The sequence below is a fragment of the Citrobacter sp. RHBSTW-00887 genome, assembly GCF_013728095.1.
Taxonomy (GTDB): Bacteria; Pseudomonadota; Gammaproteobacteria; order Enterobacterales; family Enterobacteriaceae; genus Citrobacter; species Citrobacter braakii.
Genome location: NZ_CP056267.1, coordinates 2,644,184 through 2,661,894 on the forward strand (window position 1 = coordinate 2,644,184; position 17,711 = coordinate 2,661,894).

The following is a 17,711-nucleotide window of genomic DNA, read 5'->3' on the forward strand; positions in this document are numbered from 1 at the left end:
TCCGCAAGGGGAAGCTAATGACGTTCTGGAGCATTTTACGCCAGCGATGCTGGGGACTTATTCTGGTGGTTATCGGTGTTTGCGTAATCACTTTTATTATTTCGCACCTGATACCTGGCGACCCCGCGCGGTTGTTGGCGGGCGATCGCGCCAGCGATGAAATTGTCGAAAATATTCGCCAACAGTTGGGGCTGAACCAGCCGCTGTATGTCCAGTTTTTTCGCTATGTCAGCGACATTTTTCACGGCGATTTAGGCACCTCTATTCGCACCGGACGTCCGGTGCTGGATGAGCTGCGCATCTTCTTCCCCGCCACCCTTGAGCTGGCTTTCTGCTCCTTGTTGCTGGCGCTGGTTATCGGTATTCCTTTGGGCATTTTATCTGCGGTCTGGCGCAACCGCTGGCTAGATCACCTCGTTCGTCTGATGGCAATCACCGGTATCTCCACGCCAGCATTCTGGCTGGGGCTGGGGGTTATCGTGCTGTTTTATGGTCATCTGCAAATTTTACCCGGCGGTGGACGTTTAGATGACTGGCTGGATCCGCCAACTCACGTCACCGGGTTCTATCTGATTGATGCACTGCTGGAAGGCAATGGCGAAGTCTTTTTCAATGCGCTTCAGCACCTGATCCTGCCATCACTGACGCTGGCCTTTGTGCACCTGGGGATCGTTGCCCGCCAGATTCGCTCCGCCATGCTGGAGCAACTGAGTGAAGATTACATTCGCACCGCTCGCGCCAGCGGGTTGCCGGGCTGGTACATCGTGTTGTGTTACGCGTTGCCAAATGCGCTTATCCCCTCGATAACCGTTCTCGGCCTGGCATTGGGCGATCTGCTCTACGGTGCGGTGCTGACTGAAACGGTCTTCGCCTGGCCGGGAATGGGCGCCTGGGTGGTGACGTCGATTCAGGCGCTCGACTTCCCGGCGGTAATGGGATTTGCCGTGGTGGTCTCTTTCGCCTATGTGCTGGTTAACCTGGTGGTGGATTTACTCTACTTGTGGATCGATCCACGAATTGGACGCGGAGACGCACAATGATGCTCACACAAGAAACGCCAGCCGCGCCTCAGACAACACGCCGTCGCACGGACTGGGCTAAACTGTTCTGGATGATGAAAAGCAGCCCGCTGACGCTGGTTGGCGGGGTCATCATTGTGTTGATACTGCTGCTGATGGTGCTGTCGCCGTGGATAACCCCTCACGACCCTAATGCCATCAATTTGAGTGCGCGCCTGCTGCCCCCGTCAGCCGCTCACTGGTTTGGTACCGATGAAGTCGGCCGCGATCTGTTCAGCCGCGTTCTGGTGGGTAGCCAACAATCGGTCGTTGCGGGGCTGGTCGTGGTGGGTATCGCCGGGGGATTGGGTTCGCTGCTGGGCTGTTTGTCTGGCGTCATGGGCGGACGCGCCGATGCAATTATTATGCGAATAATGGACATTATGCTGTCCATTCCCTCGCTGGTGCTGACGATGGCGCTGGCCGCCGCGTTGGGTCCAAGCCTGTTTAACGCCATGCTGGCGATTGCTATCGTACGTATTCCGTTTTATGTGCGCCTCGCACGCGGTCAAACGTTAGTAGTGCGCCAGTTTACCTATGTGCAGGCGGCGCGGACCTACGGCGCATCACGCTGGCATCTGATTAGCTGGCACATTTTACGTAACTCTCTGCCCCCGCTAATTGTGCAAGCGTCGCTGGATATCGGCAGTGCGATCCTGATGGCCGCCACGCTCGGATTTATCGGTCTGGGCGCACAGCAGCCCAGCGCTGAATGGGGAGCGATGGTCGCAATAGGCCGTAACTATGTGCTTGATCAGTGGTGGTATTGCGCTTTCCCCGGCGCCGCCATTCTGATTACCGCCGTGGGCTTTAATCTCTTTGGCGATGGTATTCGCGATCTGCTTGACCCGAAAGCCGGAGGAAAACAGTCATGACACAACCCGTGCTGGAAATCGAAGATTTGCATTTGAGTTTTCCCGGCTATAAAGCTGACGTGCATGCGCTTAACCATGTATCGCTGCATATTAACCGCGGAGAAATCGTTGGGGTGGTTGGTGAGTCCGGTTCCGGTAAGTCCGTGACGGCCATGCTCACCATGCGTCTGCTGCCGGAAGGCAGTTATCATATCCACCAGGGACGCGTTTCGCTGCTGGGGGAAGATGTGCTCAATGCCAGCGAGAAGCAAATGCGCCAATGGCGCGGCGCACGCGTAGCGATGATCTTTCAGGAACCCATGACGGCGCTGAATCCGACCCGACGCATCGGTCAGCAAATGGTGGAGGTTATCCGCCATCATCAGGCGTTAAGCCGCACGGATGCCCGTCAGAAAGCCATCGCTTTACTCCAGGAGATGCAAATCCCGGACGCGGCGGAAGTCATGAAGCGTTTCCCGTTTGAGCTTTCCGGCGGGATGCGCCAGCGCGTAATGATAGCGCTGGCCTTTTCGTGTGAACCGGAGCTTATTATTGCCGATGAACCGACCACCGCACTGGACGTCACGGTGCAACTGCAGGTGCTGCGTTTGCTGAAGTTAAAAGCGCGAGCCAGCGGGACAGCCGTGTTATTTATCAGCCATGATATGGCAGTGGTTTCACAGTTATGCGACCGGTTGTACGTCATGTATGCCGGAAGCGTGATTGAGAGTGGCCCAACGCAAACCGTTATTCAACGCCCGACGCATCCCTATTCCATTGGTCTGCTGAAATGCGCGCCGGAACACGGCGAGCCGCGCGCATTGCTGCCCGCCATTCCCGGCACAGTGCCGAACTTAACCTGCTTACCGACGGGATGCGCGTTTCGCGAGCGCTGCTTTGCCGCTGGCCCCCGTTGTGAAGAAACACCTGCGCTACGCAGTCATGGAGGCGGGGATCAACAATCTGCCTGCTGGTATCCGCAACTGGAGACAACACATGTCTGATTTTTTACTGGCGCTGCAGAATGTTCATGTCAACTTCCCTGCGCGTAAAAACTGGCTCGGCAAGGTAACGGAACGGGTGCATGCCCTCAATGGTCTGGATTTACAGATCCGTCAGGGGGAAACGCTGGGGATTGTTGGTGAGTCCGGTTGTGGAAAAAGTACGCTGGCGCAACTGCTGATGGGGATGCTGAAACCCAGTCAGGGCAACTATGCGCGCCGTGGTGACAAGCAGCATACCGGTATGCAAATGGTCTTTCAGGATCCCCTTTCATCGCTGGATCCGCGCTTACCGGTATGGCGGATTATCACCGAACCGGTGTGGATCCAAAAACGTCCTGCAGAACGTGAGCGCCGTATGCTTGCTGAAGATTTGGCGCGACAAGTGGGAATTCGTCCTGAATATCTCGACCGCCTGCCGCATGCGTTTTCCGGTGGACAGCGCCAGCGTATTGCCATCGCCCGGGCGTTGTCATCAGAGCCGGACGTGATTGTGCTCGATGAACCTACTTCGGCGCTGGATATCTCCGTGCAGGCGCAAATTCTCAATCTGCTGGTGTCATTGCAGGCGCGCAGAAACCTGACCTACGTGCTGATCTCGCACAACGTGTCGGTGGTCCGACATATGAGCGACCGCGTGGCGGTAATGTACCTCGGGCAAATTGTTGAGCTGGGCGATGCGCAGCAGGTACTCACGCAGCCCGCCCATCCCTACACGCGATTATTGCTGGATTCGGTCCCTAAAACGGGAGCACCGCTGGCGGAGGATTTGGTGTTACGGAAAACCGAACTACCGGGGAACCGAACGCTGCCCCAGGGTTGTTTTTTCCGTGACAGATGTCCACTGGCGACCAGCGGCTGTGAGAAGAAACAGGTATTGCTGAAAAGTGATAGCGGTGGTGAAGTTCGCTGCTGGCGGGCGGTTGCATGAGCTGAACGGTTGGCGTATTGCGTGAGAGTCAGGTGCAATACGCCTTTTTCAGTGAATCCACCAGCACTTCAGAAGCGGTAGATAACTTATGATGCGCCGAACGCAAAACGCCGATCCGACGCTGGATCACCGGCGTATCCAGATCGATACAGGTTGCGCCCAGCTCTGTCATTTGCGTACGGCACAATGCGGGCACGGCGCTGCCGCCCAGTCCGCTCGCCACCAGGCGACCAACCGTCACAAGTTGATGGCTCTCCAGCGCCACCTCCAGCGTATGCCCACTTTGCACCAGCTGTTCTTCCAGCATCAGGCGCACGGCGGAAGGACGTTGCAGGGTGATAAAATCCAGCGTCAGTAATTCGCGCCACGCAATACGATCCCGGCCCGCCAGTTTGCATGTCGGCGGAACAATCGCGATAAAACGATCCACGCCGAGCGGGGTGAAATGCAGATGCCCTGAAGAGTCCGGCTCAAAGGCAATGCCCATCTCCACCCGCCCTTCACTGACCATCTCAATCACTTGTTCGTTAATCACGTCATGTACCGTTACGTTGATCCCGGAGTAGGAATCACGAAACGTTTTCAGTACCGATGGCAGGACGTTAGCGGCGAATGAGGGCATGGCGGCAATAGAGATTTTCCCGCGCTGCAGCGTAAAGCGCTGACGCATTGCCTCTTCCGTATTCTCCCAGTCGGCAAGCAGCTGTCGCCCCATGTTGAGCAGCGTTTCTCCCTCCTGCGTCAGGGTCACTTTGCGGGTGGTTCTCAACAGTAACGCCCCGCCCAGTGAATCCTCCAGTCCTTTAATCGCCAGGCTTAAAGCGGGTTGCGACATATTCAGTCTTTCACTGGCATGAGCAAAATTCAGAGTGTGAGCTACCGCTAAAAACGCGCGTAACTGTTTGATGCTCATTCCCATTTCGCATTCCTTTAACTTGTTGAATACCTTTAATTAACATTAAATTGATAAAAAAACCCAATGAGTGAGTCACAAATTTAAAATTAACAAATCATTTTTCACCCCCAATGATGTCGGCAAGGACAACAGGAGGGGCAAGTGTATGGCTGGACTGGATAAACGGGTTGCCACCTATCAAGAGGCGCTGGAAGGACTGACCGATAACATGACGCTGCTGGCGGGCGGTTTTGGCTTATGTGGGATCCCTGAGAACCTGATTGCCGAAGTACGCCGTCGGGAGGTTCAGGGGCTTACGGTTGTGTCAAACAACTGCGGCGTGGATGGTTTTGGCCTTGGCGTTCTGCTGGAAACGCGCCAGGTACGCAAAGTGGTCGCATCTTATGTAGGTGAAAACGCCCTGTTTGAGCAGCAGGTTCTCAGCGGTGAACTGGAAGCTATCCTGACGCCGCAAGGCACGCTGGCTGAGCAGTTGCGCGCGGGCGGCGCGGGGATCCCGGCATTCTTTACCGCGACCGGATACGGAACCCCGGTCGCGCAAGGGAAAGAAGTTCGCGAGTTTGCCGGACGCCCTTACATCTTAGAGCAGGCGATAACCGGTGATTTTGCGTTGGTTAAAGGCTGGAAAGCCGACTGGTACGGCAACGTTATTTATCGCCATACCGCACAAAATTTTAATCCGCTGATGGCTGCCGCTGGGCGTATTACCGTCGTGGAAGTTGAAGAAATTGTCCCTCCCGGAGAGCTGGACCCCGCCGCAATTCACACCCCCGGAATTTACGTTAACCGCATTATCCAGGGGCAGTTTGAAAAACGTATTGAACAACGCACCCTGCGCCAGAAAGGAGCCTGACCATGTTAACGCGTGAACAAATGGCGATGCGTGTCGCCCGCGAACTGCGAGACGGTTATTACGTCAACCTTGGGATTGGTATTCCTACTTTGGTGGCGAACTACATTCCTGAAGGCATGGACGTAATGCTGCAATCGGAAAACGGTTTGCTGGGTATGGGCCCGTTTCCCACTGAAGATGAAATTGATGCTGACATGATCAACGCCGGGAAACAGACCGTGACGGCGCGCAAAGGCGCGGCAATCTTCGACTCGGCGCAATCCTTCGCCATGATCCGCGGCGGTCACGTCGACCTGACGGTGCTCGGCGCGTTTGAAGTGGATGTTAACGGCAATATCGCCTCATGGATGATCCCCGGAAAAATGGTGAAAGGCATGGGCGGCGCGATGGATTTGGTTGCCGGAGCCGACAACATCATCGTGGTGATGACGCATGCCTCTAAAAGCGGCGAGTCGAAACTGCTTCCCGCCTGCACCCTGCCGCTGACCGGCGTGGCCTGTATTAAACGTGTGCTTACCGATCTGGCGCTGCTGGAGATTTCCGACGGGGCGTTCATTCTGCGCGAGCGAGCGCCGGGCATCAGCGTGGATGAGATAGTCGCCAGAACCGCCGGCAAGCTGATCGTTCCCGAAAATGTCCCCGAAATGCACTTTAGCTGAGGAGCTGACCATGCAGGATGTTGTTATTGTCGCGGCAACGCGCACCCCAATTGGCAGTTTTCATGGCGCGCTGGCACCGCTTTCCGCGGTTGAACTAGGTTCAGTGGTGATCCGTTCGCTGCTGGAAAAAACTGCCGTGGCACCTGAGCAAATTGATGAAGTGATCTTCGGCCAGGTTCTGACGGCAGGCTGCGGCCAGAACCCTGCCAGGCAAACAGCGTTACGCGCAGGACTGCCGGTCACCACGCCCGCGTTAACCCTGAATCTGGTGTGCGGCTCGGGCATGAAGGCGGTGCATCAGGCGGTCCAGGCGATTCGCTGCGGCGATGCGCAAATTGTGATTGCCGGTGGGCAGGAGAGCATGAGCAATGCGCCCTATTTCCTCGACGGCGCCCGGGCGGGACTGCGGCTCGGTCATGCCAGCATGAAAGACAGCGTGGTGCATGACGGTCTGTGGGATGCGTTTAACGACTATCACATGGGGATTACCGCGGAAAATCTGGCGGATAAGTTCGTGATCGGTCGCGAGCAGCAGGACGCCTTTGCCCTGCGCTCACAGCAAAAAGCGGCCGCCGCCATTGAAGCCGGTCGTTTTAGCGCGGAAATCACGCCAGTCAGCGTCCCACAGGGCAAAAAACCGCCGCGTGTCGTGGATCGTGACGAACAGCCTCGTCCGGATACGCAGGCTGAAAAGCTGGCGCAGCTCAAACCAGCGTTTCGCCCAGGTAACGGAACGGTGACCGCCGGGAATGCCTCTTCAATCAACGATGGCGCCGCAGCGGTGATGTTGATGAGCGCCGCCAAAGCAGCAGAACTCAATCTGCCGGTTCTTGCCAGAGTGGCGGGCTACGCTGTCTCCGGCGTCGACCCTGCGATTATGGGCATTGGGCCGGTAGAGGCATCACTTCAGTGCCTGAAGCGAGCTGGCTGGACGTTGAATGATGTCGATCTCATTGAAGCCAACGAAGCCTTTGCCGCGCAAGCGCTGGCGGTTGGCGAATCCCTGAACTGGGACAGCAATCGGGTGAACGTAAACGGCGGCGCGATTGCGCTGGGCCATCCCATTGGGGCGTCAGGTTGCCGAATTCTGGTGACTTTGCTGCACGAAATGGCCCGCCGTAACGCAGCCAAAGGGCTGGCTACGCTGTGCGTAGGCGGCGGTCAGGGGGTGGCGCTGGCGGTTGAGCGCCCGCAGGAAGTATCTCATGAAAAGTAAGCATATCTGCGTACTGGGCGCGGGTTTAATGGGTGTCGGTATTGCCACCCACTTCGTCCGTTATGGTCACGATGTCTGGCTGTACGACACCGATAGTGACCGTATTGCAGACATTGGCGCAGTTGCCAGCGGAATTCTGGATGAACTGATTGCCACCGAACAGTTTCCTAAAAACGACAAAGCACAGGCTGTGAGTCGTCTGCATGGCACTACCTCACTGCACGATATTGCCGCGTGCGGGTTACTGATCGAAGCCATCCCGGAGCGACTCGAACTCAAGCACGCGTTGTATGCGCAACTGGAAGCATTGATCGCGCCTGAGGCCGTCATTGCCAGTAACACCAGCGGCCTGCCGCCGGATGCGCTGGCAGAAAAGCTCGCCCATCCTGAGCGGTTGTTAATCGCCCATTTCTGGCACCCGCCGCATTTTATTCCACTGGTTGAGATTGTACCCGGCACGGCCACGAAGCCGGAATATCTGCAGGAACTGCAACAGCTGCTGCTTTCGATGCAGCTGGAAGCCGTCGTGCTCGACCGCGCCGCGCCGGGGTTTGTCGGTAATCGCCTGCAGTTCGCTCTGCTGCGTGAAGCGTTGCATATCGTAAAAAGCGGGATCGCCAGCGCAGAGGTGGTGGATCAGGTAATGCGCGCCTCGCTCGGTCGCCGCTATGCGATGGTCGGTCCGCTGGAGGCGGCGGATATGACCGGACTTTCTACGGTACAGGACATTTGTCGGCATCTGCTACCGGAGCTGGCAACCGGGAGCGACATGATGTCTCTGGTCGCTGACAAGGTGGCTAACGGTGATACCGGTTTGCGCAGCGGTCAGGGATTTTATCGCTGGGATGATTCGCGCAAGGAATATATCCAGCAACGCAGAGAGCATCAGCTGCGCTTTGCCCTGAAACCGTAACTTCTCTTTCTGTACCCCCACTATAACAATGATATTGAGGAGTCATGATGAGTGTATTAATCGCCCTGGCAGCGTTGGGCCTGCTGATGCTGGCAGCCTATCGCGGATATAGCGTCATCCTGTTTGCCCCCATCGCGGCATTAGGTGCTGTATTGCTCACTGAACCCAGCGCCGTCGGCCCTGCCTTCACCGGCCTGTTTATGGAAAAAATGGTCGGTTTTGTGAAGCTTTACTTCCCGGTGTTCTTACTGGGCGCTGTGTTTGGCAAGTTAATCGAGTTATCGGGTTTTTCTCGCTCCATCGTTGCCGCCGCCATCAACATTCTCGGGCGTCGTCACGCCATCCCTGTGATTGTGCTGGTGTGTGCACTGTTGACCTACGGCGGCGTATCGTTGTTCGTGGTGGCATTTGCGGTGTATCCGTTTGCGGCGGAGCTGTTCCGTCAGAGTAATATTCCGAAGCGCCTGATCCCGGCCACCGTTGCGCTGGGCGCGTTTTCCTTCACCATGGACGCTCTGCCAGGCACGCCGCAGATCCAGAACATTATTCCGACCAGCTTCTTTGGAACTAACGCCTGGGCCGCGCCCTGGCTGGGTTTGATCGGCTCTCTGTTTATCATCGTTGTCGGTCTGGTTTATCTCGAGCGCCAGCGTCGTAAAGCGCAGGCAAAGAATGAAGGGTATGGCACTGAACTGTTAAACGAGCCGGAAACGCCGGATAACATTAACCTGCCGAACCCGATAATTGCTATCTCTCCGCTGATCCTGGTTGGCGTTTTTAACCTGCTATTTACCCACTGGATCCCGCAATGGTATGGCGCTACGCATCAACTGGAACTTCCGGGCCTTGCCAAACCGATTACCACCGAAGTTGGTAAAATCACCGCTATCTGGGCGGTAGAAGCGGCGCTGATTTCTGGGATCCTGCTGGTGGTGCTCTTCGGCTATCGCAACATTAAAGGTCGCCTGGCGGAAGGGAGCCGAACGGCGGTTGGCGGCGCGATCCTCGCGGCCATGAACACCGCATCAGAATACGGTTTTGGCGCAGTGATCGCCGCCCTGCCAGGTTTCCTCGTGCTGTCAAAAGCGCTGGCGGCCATTCCCGACCCGCTGCTCAATGAGGCTATCAGCATCACTACGCTTGCCGGGATCACCGGTTCGGCGTCTGGCGGGATGAGTATTGCCCTCGCCGCCATGTCTGACACTTTTATTGCCGCCGCCCATGCCGCCAATATTCCCCTCGAGGTCTTCCACCGCGTGGCGTCAATGGCCAGTGGTGGTATGGATACCCTGCCACATAACGGTGCGGTCATTACCCTGCTGGCCATAACCGGTCTTAGCCATCGTCAGGCGTACGGCGGGATATTCGCCATTACCGTAATTAAAAGTCTGGCCGTGCTGTTTGTTATCGGCGTCTTCTACATCACCGGAATTGTTTAAGGAGAATCATCATGAACTTAACGGGAAAAACCGCTCTGGTTACCGGCTCTACCAGCGGTATTGGATTAGGCATCGCTCAGGTGCTGGCGCAAGCGGGCGCTACCCTGATCCTTAACGGATTTGGTGATGTGGAAGCCGCCAAAGATGCCATTGCACAATATGGCAAAACGCCAGGCTATCATGGCGCGGACCTGAGCGATGAAGCGCAAATTGCCGACATGATGCGCTATGCCGATAGCGAATTTGGCGGGGTGGACATTCTGGTCAACAATGCCGGGATCCAGCATGTTTCACCGGTGGAGACCTTCCCGGTTGATAAATGGAACGCGATTATCGCCATTAACCTCTCTTCTGTCTTTCACACCACGCGCCTGGCGCTTCCCGGCATGCGTGCGCGTAACTGGGGACGCATCATCAATATCGCTTCTGTTCATGGCCTGGTGGCCTCAAAAGAGAAATCCGCCTATGTGGCGGCGAAGCACGGCGTGGTGGGATTAACCAAAACCATTGCGCTGGAGACCGCGCAGACGGGTATCACCTGCAATGCGCTGTGCCCCGGTTGGGTGCTTACGCCGTTGGTCCAGCAGCAAATCGATAAACGTATTGCCGAAGGCGCTGAGCCTGACGCCGCGCGTGACGCCCTGCTGGCGGAAAAACAGCCGTCGCGCGAATTCGTCACGCCGCAACAGTTGGGTGAGCTTGCGCTATTTTTGTGCTCAGACGGGGCGTCGCAGGTGCGTGGTGTGGCGTGGAATATGGATGGCGGCTGGGTGGCACAATAAAGATATCTGGTGCCGGATAAGACCCCGTCGCATCCGGCACACCTTCTTTACTATTTTAACTGATAATCCAGCGTAATTTCCGCGTTCAGTACCTGTGATACCGGGCAGCCGGCTTTTGCTTTCTGGATGATGCCGTCAAACGTGGCGGCATCTATCCCCGGGACGCTCACCTGACTGTGGAGCGCGACTTTGGTGATAGCAAATCCGGCATCCACTTTATCCAGAGAAACATCGGCAGTGGTATCAATGGCATCTGGGGTAAAACCCGCTTCGCCCAGCATGAGCGAAAGCGCCATTGAGAAGCAGGCTGCATGCGCCGCGCCAATCAACTCTTCAGGATTGGTGCCTTTCGCCCCTTCAAATCGGGTATTAAACCCATACGGTTGCTGATTCAACACCCCACTTTCGGTCGACACGGTACCTTTACCGCGCTTAATGTCGCCTTCCCAGTGTGCCTGACCTTTCTTATGGATAGTCATTACCGCTCTCCTGTGTTGTCGTTGGAGTTACAAGTATAGGACGGCTGAGAAAAAGCATGGCACATACGGGATAGTTCTCATTTGCCGCTTAAGCATTGACCTTTCAGCTGAAATGACCGACCATCCAGAAAGCCGCTATTTTTAACATCGGCTTTCTATCAGGTTGTATTTCGTCCGTTCTCATACGGACTCGCCCTTGAAACCAGTAACAGGATTAAGGAGTTAGAATGAAATCGAACCGTCAGGCCCGTCATATTCTCGGACTGGACCACAAAATCTCAAATCAACGCAAAGTCGTGACCGAAGGTGACAAAACCAACGTGGTCAATAATCCTACCGGAAGAAAGCGCCGCGCTGACGCCAAATAGCCTTTCGCACGTCTGACTGAATAACGAGATAAACACCATTGCAACCGCAGTGGTGTTTTTGCTTATAAAACCCCTTAACCCATTCACAATGCTTTATACTTCGGCCGTTTCCCTGGCGGACAGGCCACATACGATCATAAAGAGTGCCAGGGACGGTTATTCAAAAAAGAGTGAGTGACATGGAAAACGAAACTAAAAAACTGCGTTCCCTTTACATCCCCTACGCTGGCCCGGTTCTGCTTGAATTCCCTTTACTGAATAAAGGGAGTGCTTTCAGTGCGGAAGAACGCCGTAACTTCAACCTGCTGGGGTTACTGCCGGAAGTGGTCGAGACGATTGAAGAACAGGCTGAACGCGCCTGGATCCAATATCAGGGATTCAAAACCGAAATCGATAAACATATTTACCTGCGCAACATCCAGGACACCAACGAAACCCTGTTTTACCGGCTGGTGCATAATCACCTTGATGAGATGATGCCAGTTATCTATACCCCAACGGTCGGCGCGGCCTGTGAGCGTTTCTCCGAGATTTATCGTCGCGCGCGCGGCGTGTTTATCTCTTATCAGAACCGCCACAATATGGACGATATCCTGCAAAACGTTCCTAACCACAATATCAAGGTCATCGTTGTCACCGATGGGGAACGTATTTTGGGTCTTGGCGATCAGGGGATCGGCGGGATGGGTATTCCAATCGGTAAACTGTCGCTGTATACCGCGTGTGGTGGGATCAGCCCGGCCTACACCCTGCCGGTGGTACTGGACGTCGGAACCAACAACCAGCAACTGCTCAACGATCCGCTGTATATGGGCTGGCGTAATCCGCGTATCACCGATGATGAATACTACGAATTTGTCGATGAATTCATCCAGGCCGTGAAGCATCGCTGGCCGGACGTGCTGTTGCAGTTTGAAGACTTCGCACAGAAAAACGCCATGCCGCTGTTGACCCGCTATCGCGATGAAATTTGCTCGTTTAACGACGATATTCAGGGTACCGCTGCGGTGACCGTTGGCACGCTGATTGCGGCCAGCCGTGCGGCCGGTAGCCAGTTAAGCGAACAGAACATTGTATTCCTCGGGGCAGGTTCCGCCGGTTGCGGAATTGCCGAGCAGATCATCGCGCAAATCCAGCGTGAAGGTTTAAGCGAAGAAGCGGCGCGTCAACGCGTGTTTATGGTTGATCGCTTCGGCCTGTTAACCGATAAGATGCCGAACCTGCTCTCTTTCCAGACCAAACTGGTGCAAAAACGCGAAAATCTGCAGCACTGGGATACGCAAGAAGATGTGCTGTCGTTACTCGATGTGGTACGCAACGTTAAGCCGGACATCCTGATTGGTGTTTCCGGACAGACCGGCCTGTTTACCGAAGAGATCATTCGCGAAATGCATAAGCATTGCCCGCGTCCGATCGTCATGCCGCTGTCTAACCCGACTTCCCGCGTAGAAGCCACGCCACAGGATATTATCGCCTGGACCGAGGGTAACGCGCTGGTTGCGACCGGTAGCCCGTTCGCACCGGTACTGTGGAAAGAGAAAATCTATCCCATTGCCCAATGTAACAACGCCTATATCTTCCCGGGTATTGGTCTGGGGGTAATTGCTTCTGGTGCATCGCGTATCACCGATGAAATGCTGATGTCAGCCAGTGAAACGCTGGCGCAGTATTCACCGCTGGTGCTCAACGGCGAAGGACTGGTGTTACCTGAGCTGAAAGATATTCAGACCGTTTCCCGCGCCATCGCGTTTGCCGTCGGTAAAATGGCCCAGCAGCAAGGCGTGGCGGTGAAAACCTCCGCCGAAGCGCTGCAACAGGCGATTGACGATAATTTCTGGCAGGCAGAATACCGCGACTACCGTCGTACCTCTATCTGACGGTTTGCCCGGCGGCACGTTGCTGCCGGGCGCTCAGAACTTGCGCGACTGGGTGACTTACGATTACACTTTCGCTACCGATTAACGTTCTGAAAAACAAAAGGAGGATACTTATGCTGTACTGTGAACGTTTTATCGTTTCACATGCTTTTGGCGATCGCCAGTGCTCAAGCGTTATCGGTATCGTGCTGCGATAACTTCTGCTTGAGCGAAGCTAACTTCTAAATCCCCTTCTCTCGGGCTTACCGGGTTATCGTCAGCGATGTTTGACGAGGCGTTTTTACGCCTGTAACTCTTGAGTAAGCAACAATGAGCACATTACTAACCGCACAATCCTTACACGTTGATACGGCATTTGGCACGTTATTCGACGATCTTTCCTTTACCCTGAAAAAAGGCGACCGCATCGGGCTTATCGGTTACAACGGCTGCGGCAAAAGCACGCTGTTAAAACTGCTCGATGGCACAATTTCGCCGACCAGTGGGGTTATCGCGCAGGCAAATCACTGCCATCTCGCCCGTGTAGAACAACATCTCCCAGACGAAATACTGCCACTCACGCTGCAGGAAGCCGTTCTGGCTCAACTGCCCGAGCATGAACGCGCAGGTCAGCAGTGGCGAGTTGAAGCACTGCTCGCTGAAATGGGGTTCACGCCGGAGAATTTATCTCTGACAGCACACACGCTGAGCGGCGGCCAACACACGCGTCTGTTATTGGCGCGGGCGCTGATGCGAAACCCTGACCTGCTGCTGCTGGATGAGCCGGGTAACCACCTGGATCTGCCAACATTACTGTGGCTGGAACAGTTCTTACAAAACTGGTCTGGCAGTTTTGTGGTGGTTTCCCACGACCCGCAGCTGTTAGACGCGGTGACTCACGGAACCTGGATCCTGCGCGATCGAACTCTCCATTCCTTCGATCTGCCTTGTAGCGCGGCGCGTCAGGCCCTGGCAGAAAGAGACATCAGCGATGCTCTGCGCCATAAGGCTGAGCAAAAGGAGATAGACCGGGTGACCGCCAGCGCCAAACGGCTGGCTACCTGGGGGCGGGTCTACGACAACGAAGATCTTTCCCGCAAGGCCAAGCAGATGGAAAAGCAGGTACAGCGCCTGAAAGAGGTACAGACTGAAGTGACGTCAGGAAGTCAGTGGACACTAACATTGCAGGGAGATGCCCTGCGTGCGGATCGTTTGCTGGAGATGACTAATCTGTCCGTGGCCCCTGCTCCCGACGCCGATACGCTGTTTTCCATTGCCGGTCTCCGGTTAAAAAGCGGCGATCGCGTGGCGATTGTCGGGCGCAACGGTTGTGGAAAATCATCGTTGTTAAGGCTTATCTGGCAACAGTTTCACTCACAACTGGCATCACCTTCACTGGTGTTGCACCCGCGCGTTACGTTGGGGTATTACGACCAGACGCTGCACCAACTCGCAGATAACGATTCGTTATTTGACGCGCTGGAGCCGTTTGCTCCGCAGCCTGATATCCGCAAAATGGCGCTGATTAGCGCGGGTTTTCCGTGGGTTCGTCACGCGCAGCGGATCAGTTCCCTAAGCGGCGGTGAGCGCTCCCGGCTGCTGTTTGTTGGGCTAACGCTTGCGCGCTACAGCCTGCTGATGCTCGATGAACCGACCAACCATCTGGATCTGGAAGGTAAAGAGGCGTTAGCAGAAACGCTGCAAAGCTATAACGGCGGCGTGTTGTTGGTCAGTCACGACCGTCAGCTTATTAGCCAAAGCTGTAACCAGTTTTGGTTGATCGACAACGGCGAACTCAGTGAATGGCACGATCTGGACGCGGTCAATGCGCGTATTCGGCAAACATCCTCGGAGATAACCGTTCCAAAAACGGTGGTCGATGCGAGAGCCGAAATAAGCGGTGACAGCGATGGATTGCTGGAACAACTTCTTGAGCTGGAGCAGCGTCTGGCTGACGATCTTGCCCGCAAGCCGAAACATCAAAAGCCGCTGTTACAGGCGCAATGGCGTGAGGAGATTGAGCGCCTGAACTCACAACTGGAGTAAACCGTATTGCCGGATGGCAGCCTACATCAGCAAAATGCGCGTGTAGGCCCGTCATCCGGCTTATCTTTTGTTATTGCGGTTTTTTCTCTTTCCAGGCATCCCAGGCCTGCTTGATCTCTTGCTTTGCCGTAGCGGCGTCATTGAAACCGTTTAATTCGACTTTCTTGCGCCCTTCCGGCAGATCTTTGTATACGCGGAAGAAAGATTCCAGACGTTGAACTTCAATCTTGGGCAGGTCGCTTAACTCTTTGATGTTGTCATAAGTGGGGTCAATTTTGCTGGCCGGAACGGCGACAATTTTATCGTCCTTTTCACCGCCGTCGATCATCTTCAGTACGCCTATAGCCCGCAGCTTAATCAGCGTTCCCGGGGCCAGCGGCGCACGGGTATAAAAGATAACATCCAGCGGGTCGCCGTCACCGGCTAAAGACTGGGTTAGTGAACCGTAGTTGGCGGGATAGGCAACCGGCATTGACTGGAAGCGATCGGCCACGATAAAACCGGTTTTGGAGTCGGTTTCATATTTAATCGTTCCACCTGCCGGGATTTCGGTTACGGCATAAAACTCTTCCGGGTTATTTTCCGGCTGAGGAAATTCTAGGATGTTCTGCGCCTGAGCGGACGCACAAAGAAACGCGCTGACTGCGAGTAATTTTTTCACCAGATGCATTGTCTTTTAACTCTTCTATTATTGGAAAGACAATACTTTACGTTCAGCAGATGACAAAAACATGACGTTTTTTGGGCAAAAAAATGGCGCTACAGGTGTAGCGCCATTACGATCAGGGCACGTCAGGAGTTAGTTAACCCCTTCCTCGCTCTCTTTTTTCGCTTCTTGTCGTTCAACTTCGCGATACCAGCGTGGGTGATGTTTCTTCGCCCAGCGGCGGCTCACTTTCCCTTCGACCATGCCTTTAATCGATCCTTTCACCCAGAATGCCATATACATGTGGATGAGGATGGCGTGCATCAGGATAATCCCCGCAGCCGCATGGATAAGCAGGCTATAGCGCACGACCTGCATCGGGAAGAACTGCGCAAAGTACGGACGCCAGATAATGATGCCGGTAATCAGCAGCACGAAAATCATGCTCATGATCGACCAGAACATCATTTTCTGTCCGGCATTGTACTTACCCACGTCCGCCACTTTGTGTTCATTGCCTTTCAGCACTTCCACAATGTTTTTCAGCCACGGGATATCTTTTTTATCCGGGATGTTGTGGTGAACGAAGCGTACAAACATGAACATCAGCGCCACGAAGATCAGCAGTCCGAAGAACGGGTGCAAAATGCGCCCCATCTGCGGCGTACCGAAGGTCTGCGTCAGCCATTGCAGAGTCGGGAAGAAAAACGAAATCCCCGACAACGCCACCAGGAAGAAGCAGATCACCACCGTCCAGTGACAGGCGCGGTCGATAAACTTCGTGCGCACAATCATTTTCGACTTACTCATGATGATCCTCCTCGTCGTCGTCCACTTCCTTATTCGGACCGATACCAATGTAGTGGTAAATCAGTCCGGCGAAGGTGGCGATAAATCCGGCAGCGGCCAGCGGTTTCAGCGCCCCTTTCCACAGATTGATAGAGGTATCGATCTGCGGTTCTTTCGGCAGGCCGTGATACAGCTCCGGCTGGTTGGCATGATGCAGAACGTACATCACGTGCGTGCCACCCACACCTTCCGGGTTGTAGACACCGGCATGTTCATAACCACGTGCTTTCAGTTTTGCCACACGCTGTTCGCCCATTTCCAGCATTTCCTGCTTGGTGCCGAAATGGATTGCCCCGGTCGGACAGGTCTTCACGCAGGCAGGTTCCTGCCCGACGCTGACGCGGTCCACACACAGCGTACATTTATACACGCGGTTATCCTCTTTATTGAGGCGCGGAATATTAAATGGACACCCGGCAATACAGTAGCCGCAGCCAATGCAGTGCTCTGACTGAAAATCAACAATCCCGTTGGCGTACTGGATGATAGCCCCGGCAGACGGGCATGCCTTCAGACAGCCCGGATCTTCACAGTGCATACAGCCGTCTTTACGAATCAACCACTCGAGCTTGCCGTTCTGTTCGGTTTCGGTAAACCGCATCACCGTCCAGGACTTGGCGCTAAGATCGGCAGGGTTGTCATACACCCCGACGCAGTGGCCGACTTCATCGCGGATATCATTCCACTCTGAGCATGCCACCTGACAGGCCTTACAGCCTATACAGGTGGAAACGTCGATCAGCTTTGCGACCTCAGCTTTGTAATCACGGGCCTGAGGCGGCGGCGTGATGGCGTTTGTTGCGGACCGTTTGATGATGTCCTGCGTTTCCATAGACATATGTTCG

The 17,711-nt window shown here is 55.0% G+C and carries 17 protein-coding genes and 1 pseudogene; 13 read left to right on the forward strand and 5 right to left on the reverse strand.

The window, feature by feature from the left end:
• Nucleotides 1–17 precede the first annotated feature (17 nt).
• Genes HV314_RS12610 through HV314_RS12625 form a run of 4 tightly spaced genes read left to right on the forward strand, consistent with a single transcriptional unit; the run spans nucleotide 18 to nucleotide 3,844 of the window.
• Nucleotides 18–1,040, forward strand: a complete 1,023-nt coding sequence (locus HV314_RS12610) for an ABC transporter permease (protein ID WP_016153091.1) — start codon at nucleotides 18–20, stop codon at nucleotides 1,038–1,040.
• A complete protein-coding gene (ddpC, locus tag HV314_RS12615) occupies nucleotides 1,037–1,933 on the forward strand; it encodes a D,D-dipeptide ABC transporter permease (protein WP_016156536.1) in 897 nt (298 codons plus the stop codon). The genes HV314_RS12610 and ddpC overlap by 4 nt, the downstream gene beginning before the upstream one ends.
• Nucleotides 1,930–2,916: an ABC transporter ATP-binding protein gene (locus HV314_RS12620; protein WP_181548079.1), complete on the forward strand. Its 987-nt coding sequence runs from the start codon at nucleotides 1,930–1,932 to the stop codon at nucleotides 2,914–2,916. The genes ddpC and HV314_RS12620 overlap by 4 nt, the downstream gene beginning before the upstream one ends.
• A complete protein-coding gene (locus tag HV314_RS12625; RefSeq protein ID WP_046276374.1) occupies nucleotides 2,909–3,844 on the forward strand; it encodes an ABC transporter ATP-binding protein in 936 nt (311 codons plus the stop codon). Before HV314_RS12620 ends, HV314_RS12625 begins: the two co-directional genes overlap by 8 nt.
• 28 nt (nucleotides 3,845–3,872) lie before the next feature.
• On the opposite strand, the gene HV314_RS12630 is transcribed toward HV314_RS12625, so the two are convergent.
• On the reverse strand, nucleotides 3,873–4,763 hold the full coding sequence (locus HV314_RS12630) for a LysR family transcriptional regulator (RefSeq protein WP_016153095.1): 891 nt from the start codon (nucleotides 4,761–4,763) through the stop codon (nucleotides 3,873–3,875).
• A gap of 142 nt (nucleotides 4,764–4,905) precedes the next feature.
• Between HV314_RS12630 and HV314_RS12635 the strand changes: the two genes are divergently transcribed.
• From HV314_RS12635 to HV314_RS12660, 6 genes are read left to right on the forward strand one after another with little or no spacing between them, the layout of a single operon-like run.
• A complete protein-coding gene (locus HV314_RS12635; protein ID WP_016153096.1) occupies nucleotides 4,906–5,613 on the forward strand; it encodes a CoA transferase subunit A in 708 nt (235 codons plus the stop codon).
• A gap of 2 nt (nucleotides 5,614–5,615) precedes the next feature.
• Entirely contained in the window at nucleotides 5,616–6,272 is a 657-nt protein-coding gene (locus HV314_RS12640; RefSeq protein ID WP_080858776.1) for a CoA transferase subunit B, read from the forward strand.
• Nucleotides 6,273–6,282: 10 nt separating this feature from the next.
• Nucleotides 6,283–7,488, forward strand: a complete 1,206-nt coding sequence (locus tag HV314_RS12645; RefSeq protein WP_047417444.1) for an acetyl-CoA C-acetyltransferase — start codon at nucleotides 6,283–6,285, stop codon at nucleotides 7,486–7,488.
• On the forward strand, nucleotides 7,478–8,401 hold the full coding sequence (locus HV314_RS12650) for a 3-hydroxyacyl-CoA dehydrogenase family protein (RefSeq protein WP_181548080.1): 924 nt from the start codon (nucleotides 7,478–7,480) through the stop codon (nucleotides 8,399–8,401). Before HV314_RS12645 ends, HV314_RS12650 begins: the two co-directional genes overlap by 11 nt.
• Before the next feature lie 44 nt (nucleotides 8,402–8,445).
• Nucleotides 8,446–9,840 (forward strand): GntP family permease, encoded by a 1,395-nt coding sequence (locus tag HV314_RS12655; protein ID WP_203457855.1) that lies wholly within the window; start codon nucleotides 8,446–8,448, stop codon nucleotides 9,838–9,840.
• 11 nt (nucleotides 9,841–9,851) lie between these two features.
• The gene (locus HV314_RS12660) at nucleotides 9,852–10,622 is read left to right on the forward strand and encodes a 3-hydroxybutyrate dehydrogenase (RefSeq protein WP_049271553.1); all 771 of its coding nucleotides are present in this window, start codon (nucleotides 9,852–9,854) and stop codon (nucleotides 10,620–10,622) included.
• A gap of 50 nt (nucleotides 10,623–10,672) precedes the next feature.
• Here the strand turns inward: HV314_RS12660 and HV314_RS12665 are convergent, their stop codons facing one another.
• The gene (locus HV314_RS12665) at nucleotides 10,673–11,101 is read right to left on the reverse strand and encodes an OsmC family protein (RefSeq protein WP_181220429.1); all 429 of its coding nucleotides are present in this window, start codon (nucleotides 11,099–11,101) and stop codon (nucleotides 10,673–10,675) included.
• A 227-nt stretch (nucleotides 11,102–11,328) separates the two neighbouring features.
• Between HV314_RS12665 and sra the strand changes: the two genes are divergently transcribed.
• From sra to HV314_RS12680, 3 genes are all read left to right on the forward strand, one after another.
• Complete coding sequence (sra, locus tag HV314_RS12670; RefSeq protein ID WP_016153103.1) at nucleotides 11,329–11,469, forward strand: stationary-phase-induced ribosome-associated protein; 141 nt, start codon at nucleotides 11,329–11,331, stop codon at nucleotides 11,467–11,469.
• Nucleotides 11,470–11,648: 179 nt separating this feature from the next.
• Complete coding sequence (gene maeA / locus HV314_RS12675; protein WP_016153104.1) at nucleotides 11,649–13,346, forward strand: malate dehydrogenase; 1,698 nt, start codon at nucleotides 11,649–11,651, stop codon at nucleotides 13,344–13,346.
• A 309-nt stretch (nucleotides 13,347–13,655) separates the two neighbouring features.
• Nucleotides 13,656–15,371 (forward strand): ABC-F family ATP-binding cassette domain-containing protein, encoded by a 1,716-nt coding sequence (locus tag HV314_RS12680; protein ID WP_181548081.1) that lies wholly within the window; start codon nucleotides 13,656–13,658, stop codon nucleotides 15,369–15,371.
• A 69-nt stretch (nucleotides 15,372–15,440) separates the two neighbouring features.
• Here HV314_RS12680 and HV314_RS12685 read toward each other — a convergent pair.
• From HV314_RS12685 to fdnH, 3 genes and pseudogenes are all read right to left on the reverse strand, one after another.
• A pseudogene (locus tag HV314_RS12685) lies at nucleotides 15,441–16,041 on the reverse strand (inorganic diphosphatase); the annotation flags it as partial.
• Between the two features lie 129 nt (nucleotides 16,042–16,170).
• A complete protein-coding gene (fdnI, locus tag HV314_RS12690) occupies nucleotides 16,171–16,827 on the reverse strand; it encodes a formate dehydrogenase-N subunit gamma (RefSeq protein ID WP_016153106.1) in 657 nt (218 codons plus the stop codon).
• A complete protein-coding gene (fdnH, locus tag HV314_RS12695) occupies nucleotides 16,820–17,704 on the reverse strand; it encodes a formate dehydrogenase N subunit beta (RefSeq protein WP_016156544.1) in 885 nt (294 codons plus the stop codon). The genes fdnI and fdnH overlap by 8 nt, the downstream gene beginning before the upstream one ends.
• Nucleotides 17,705–17,711: the final 7 nt, after the last annotated feature.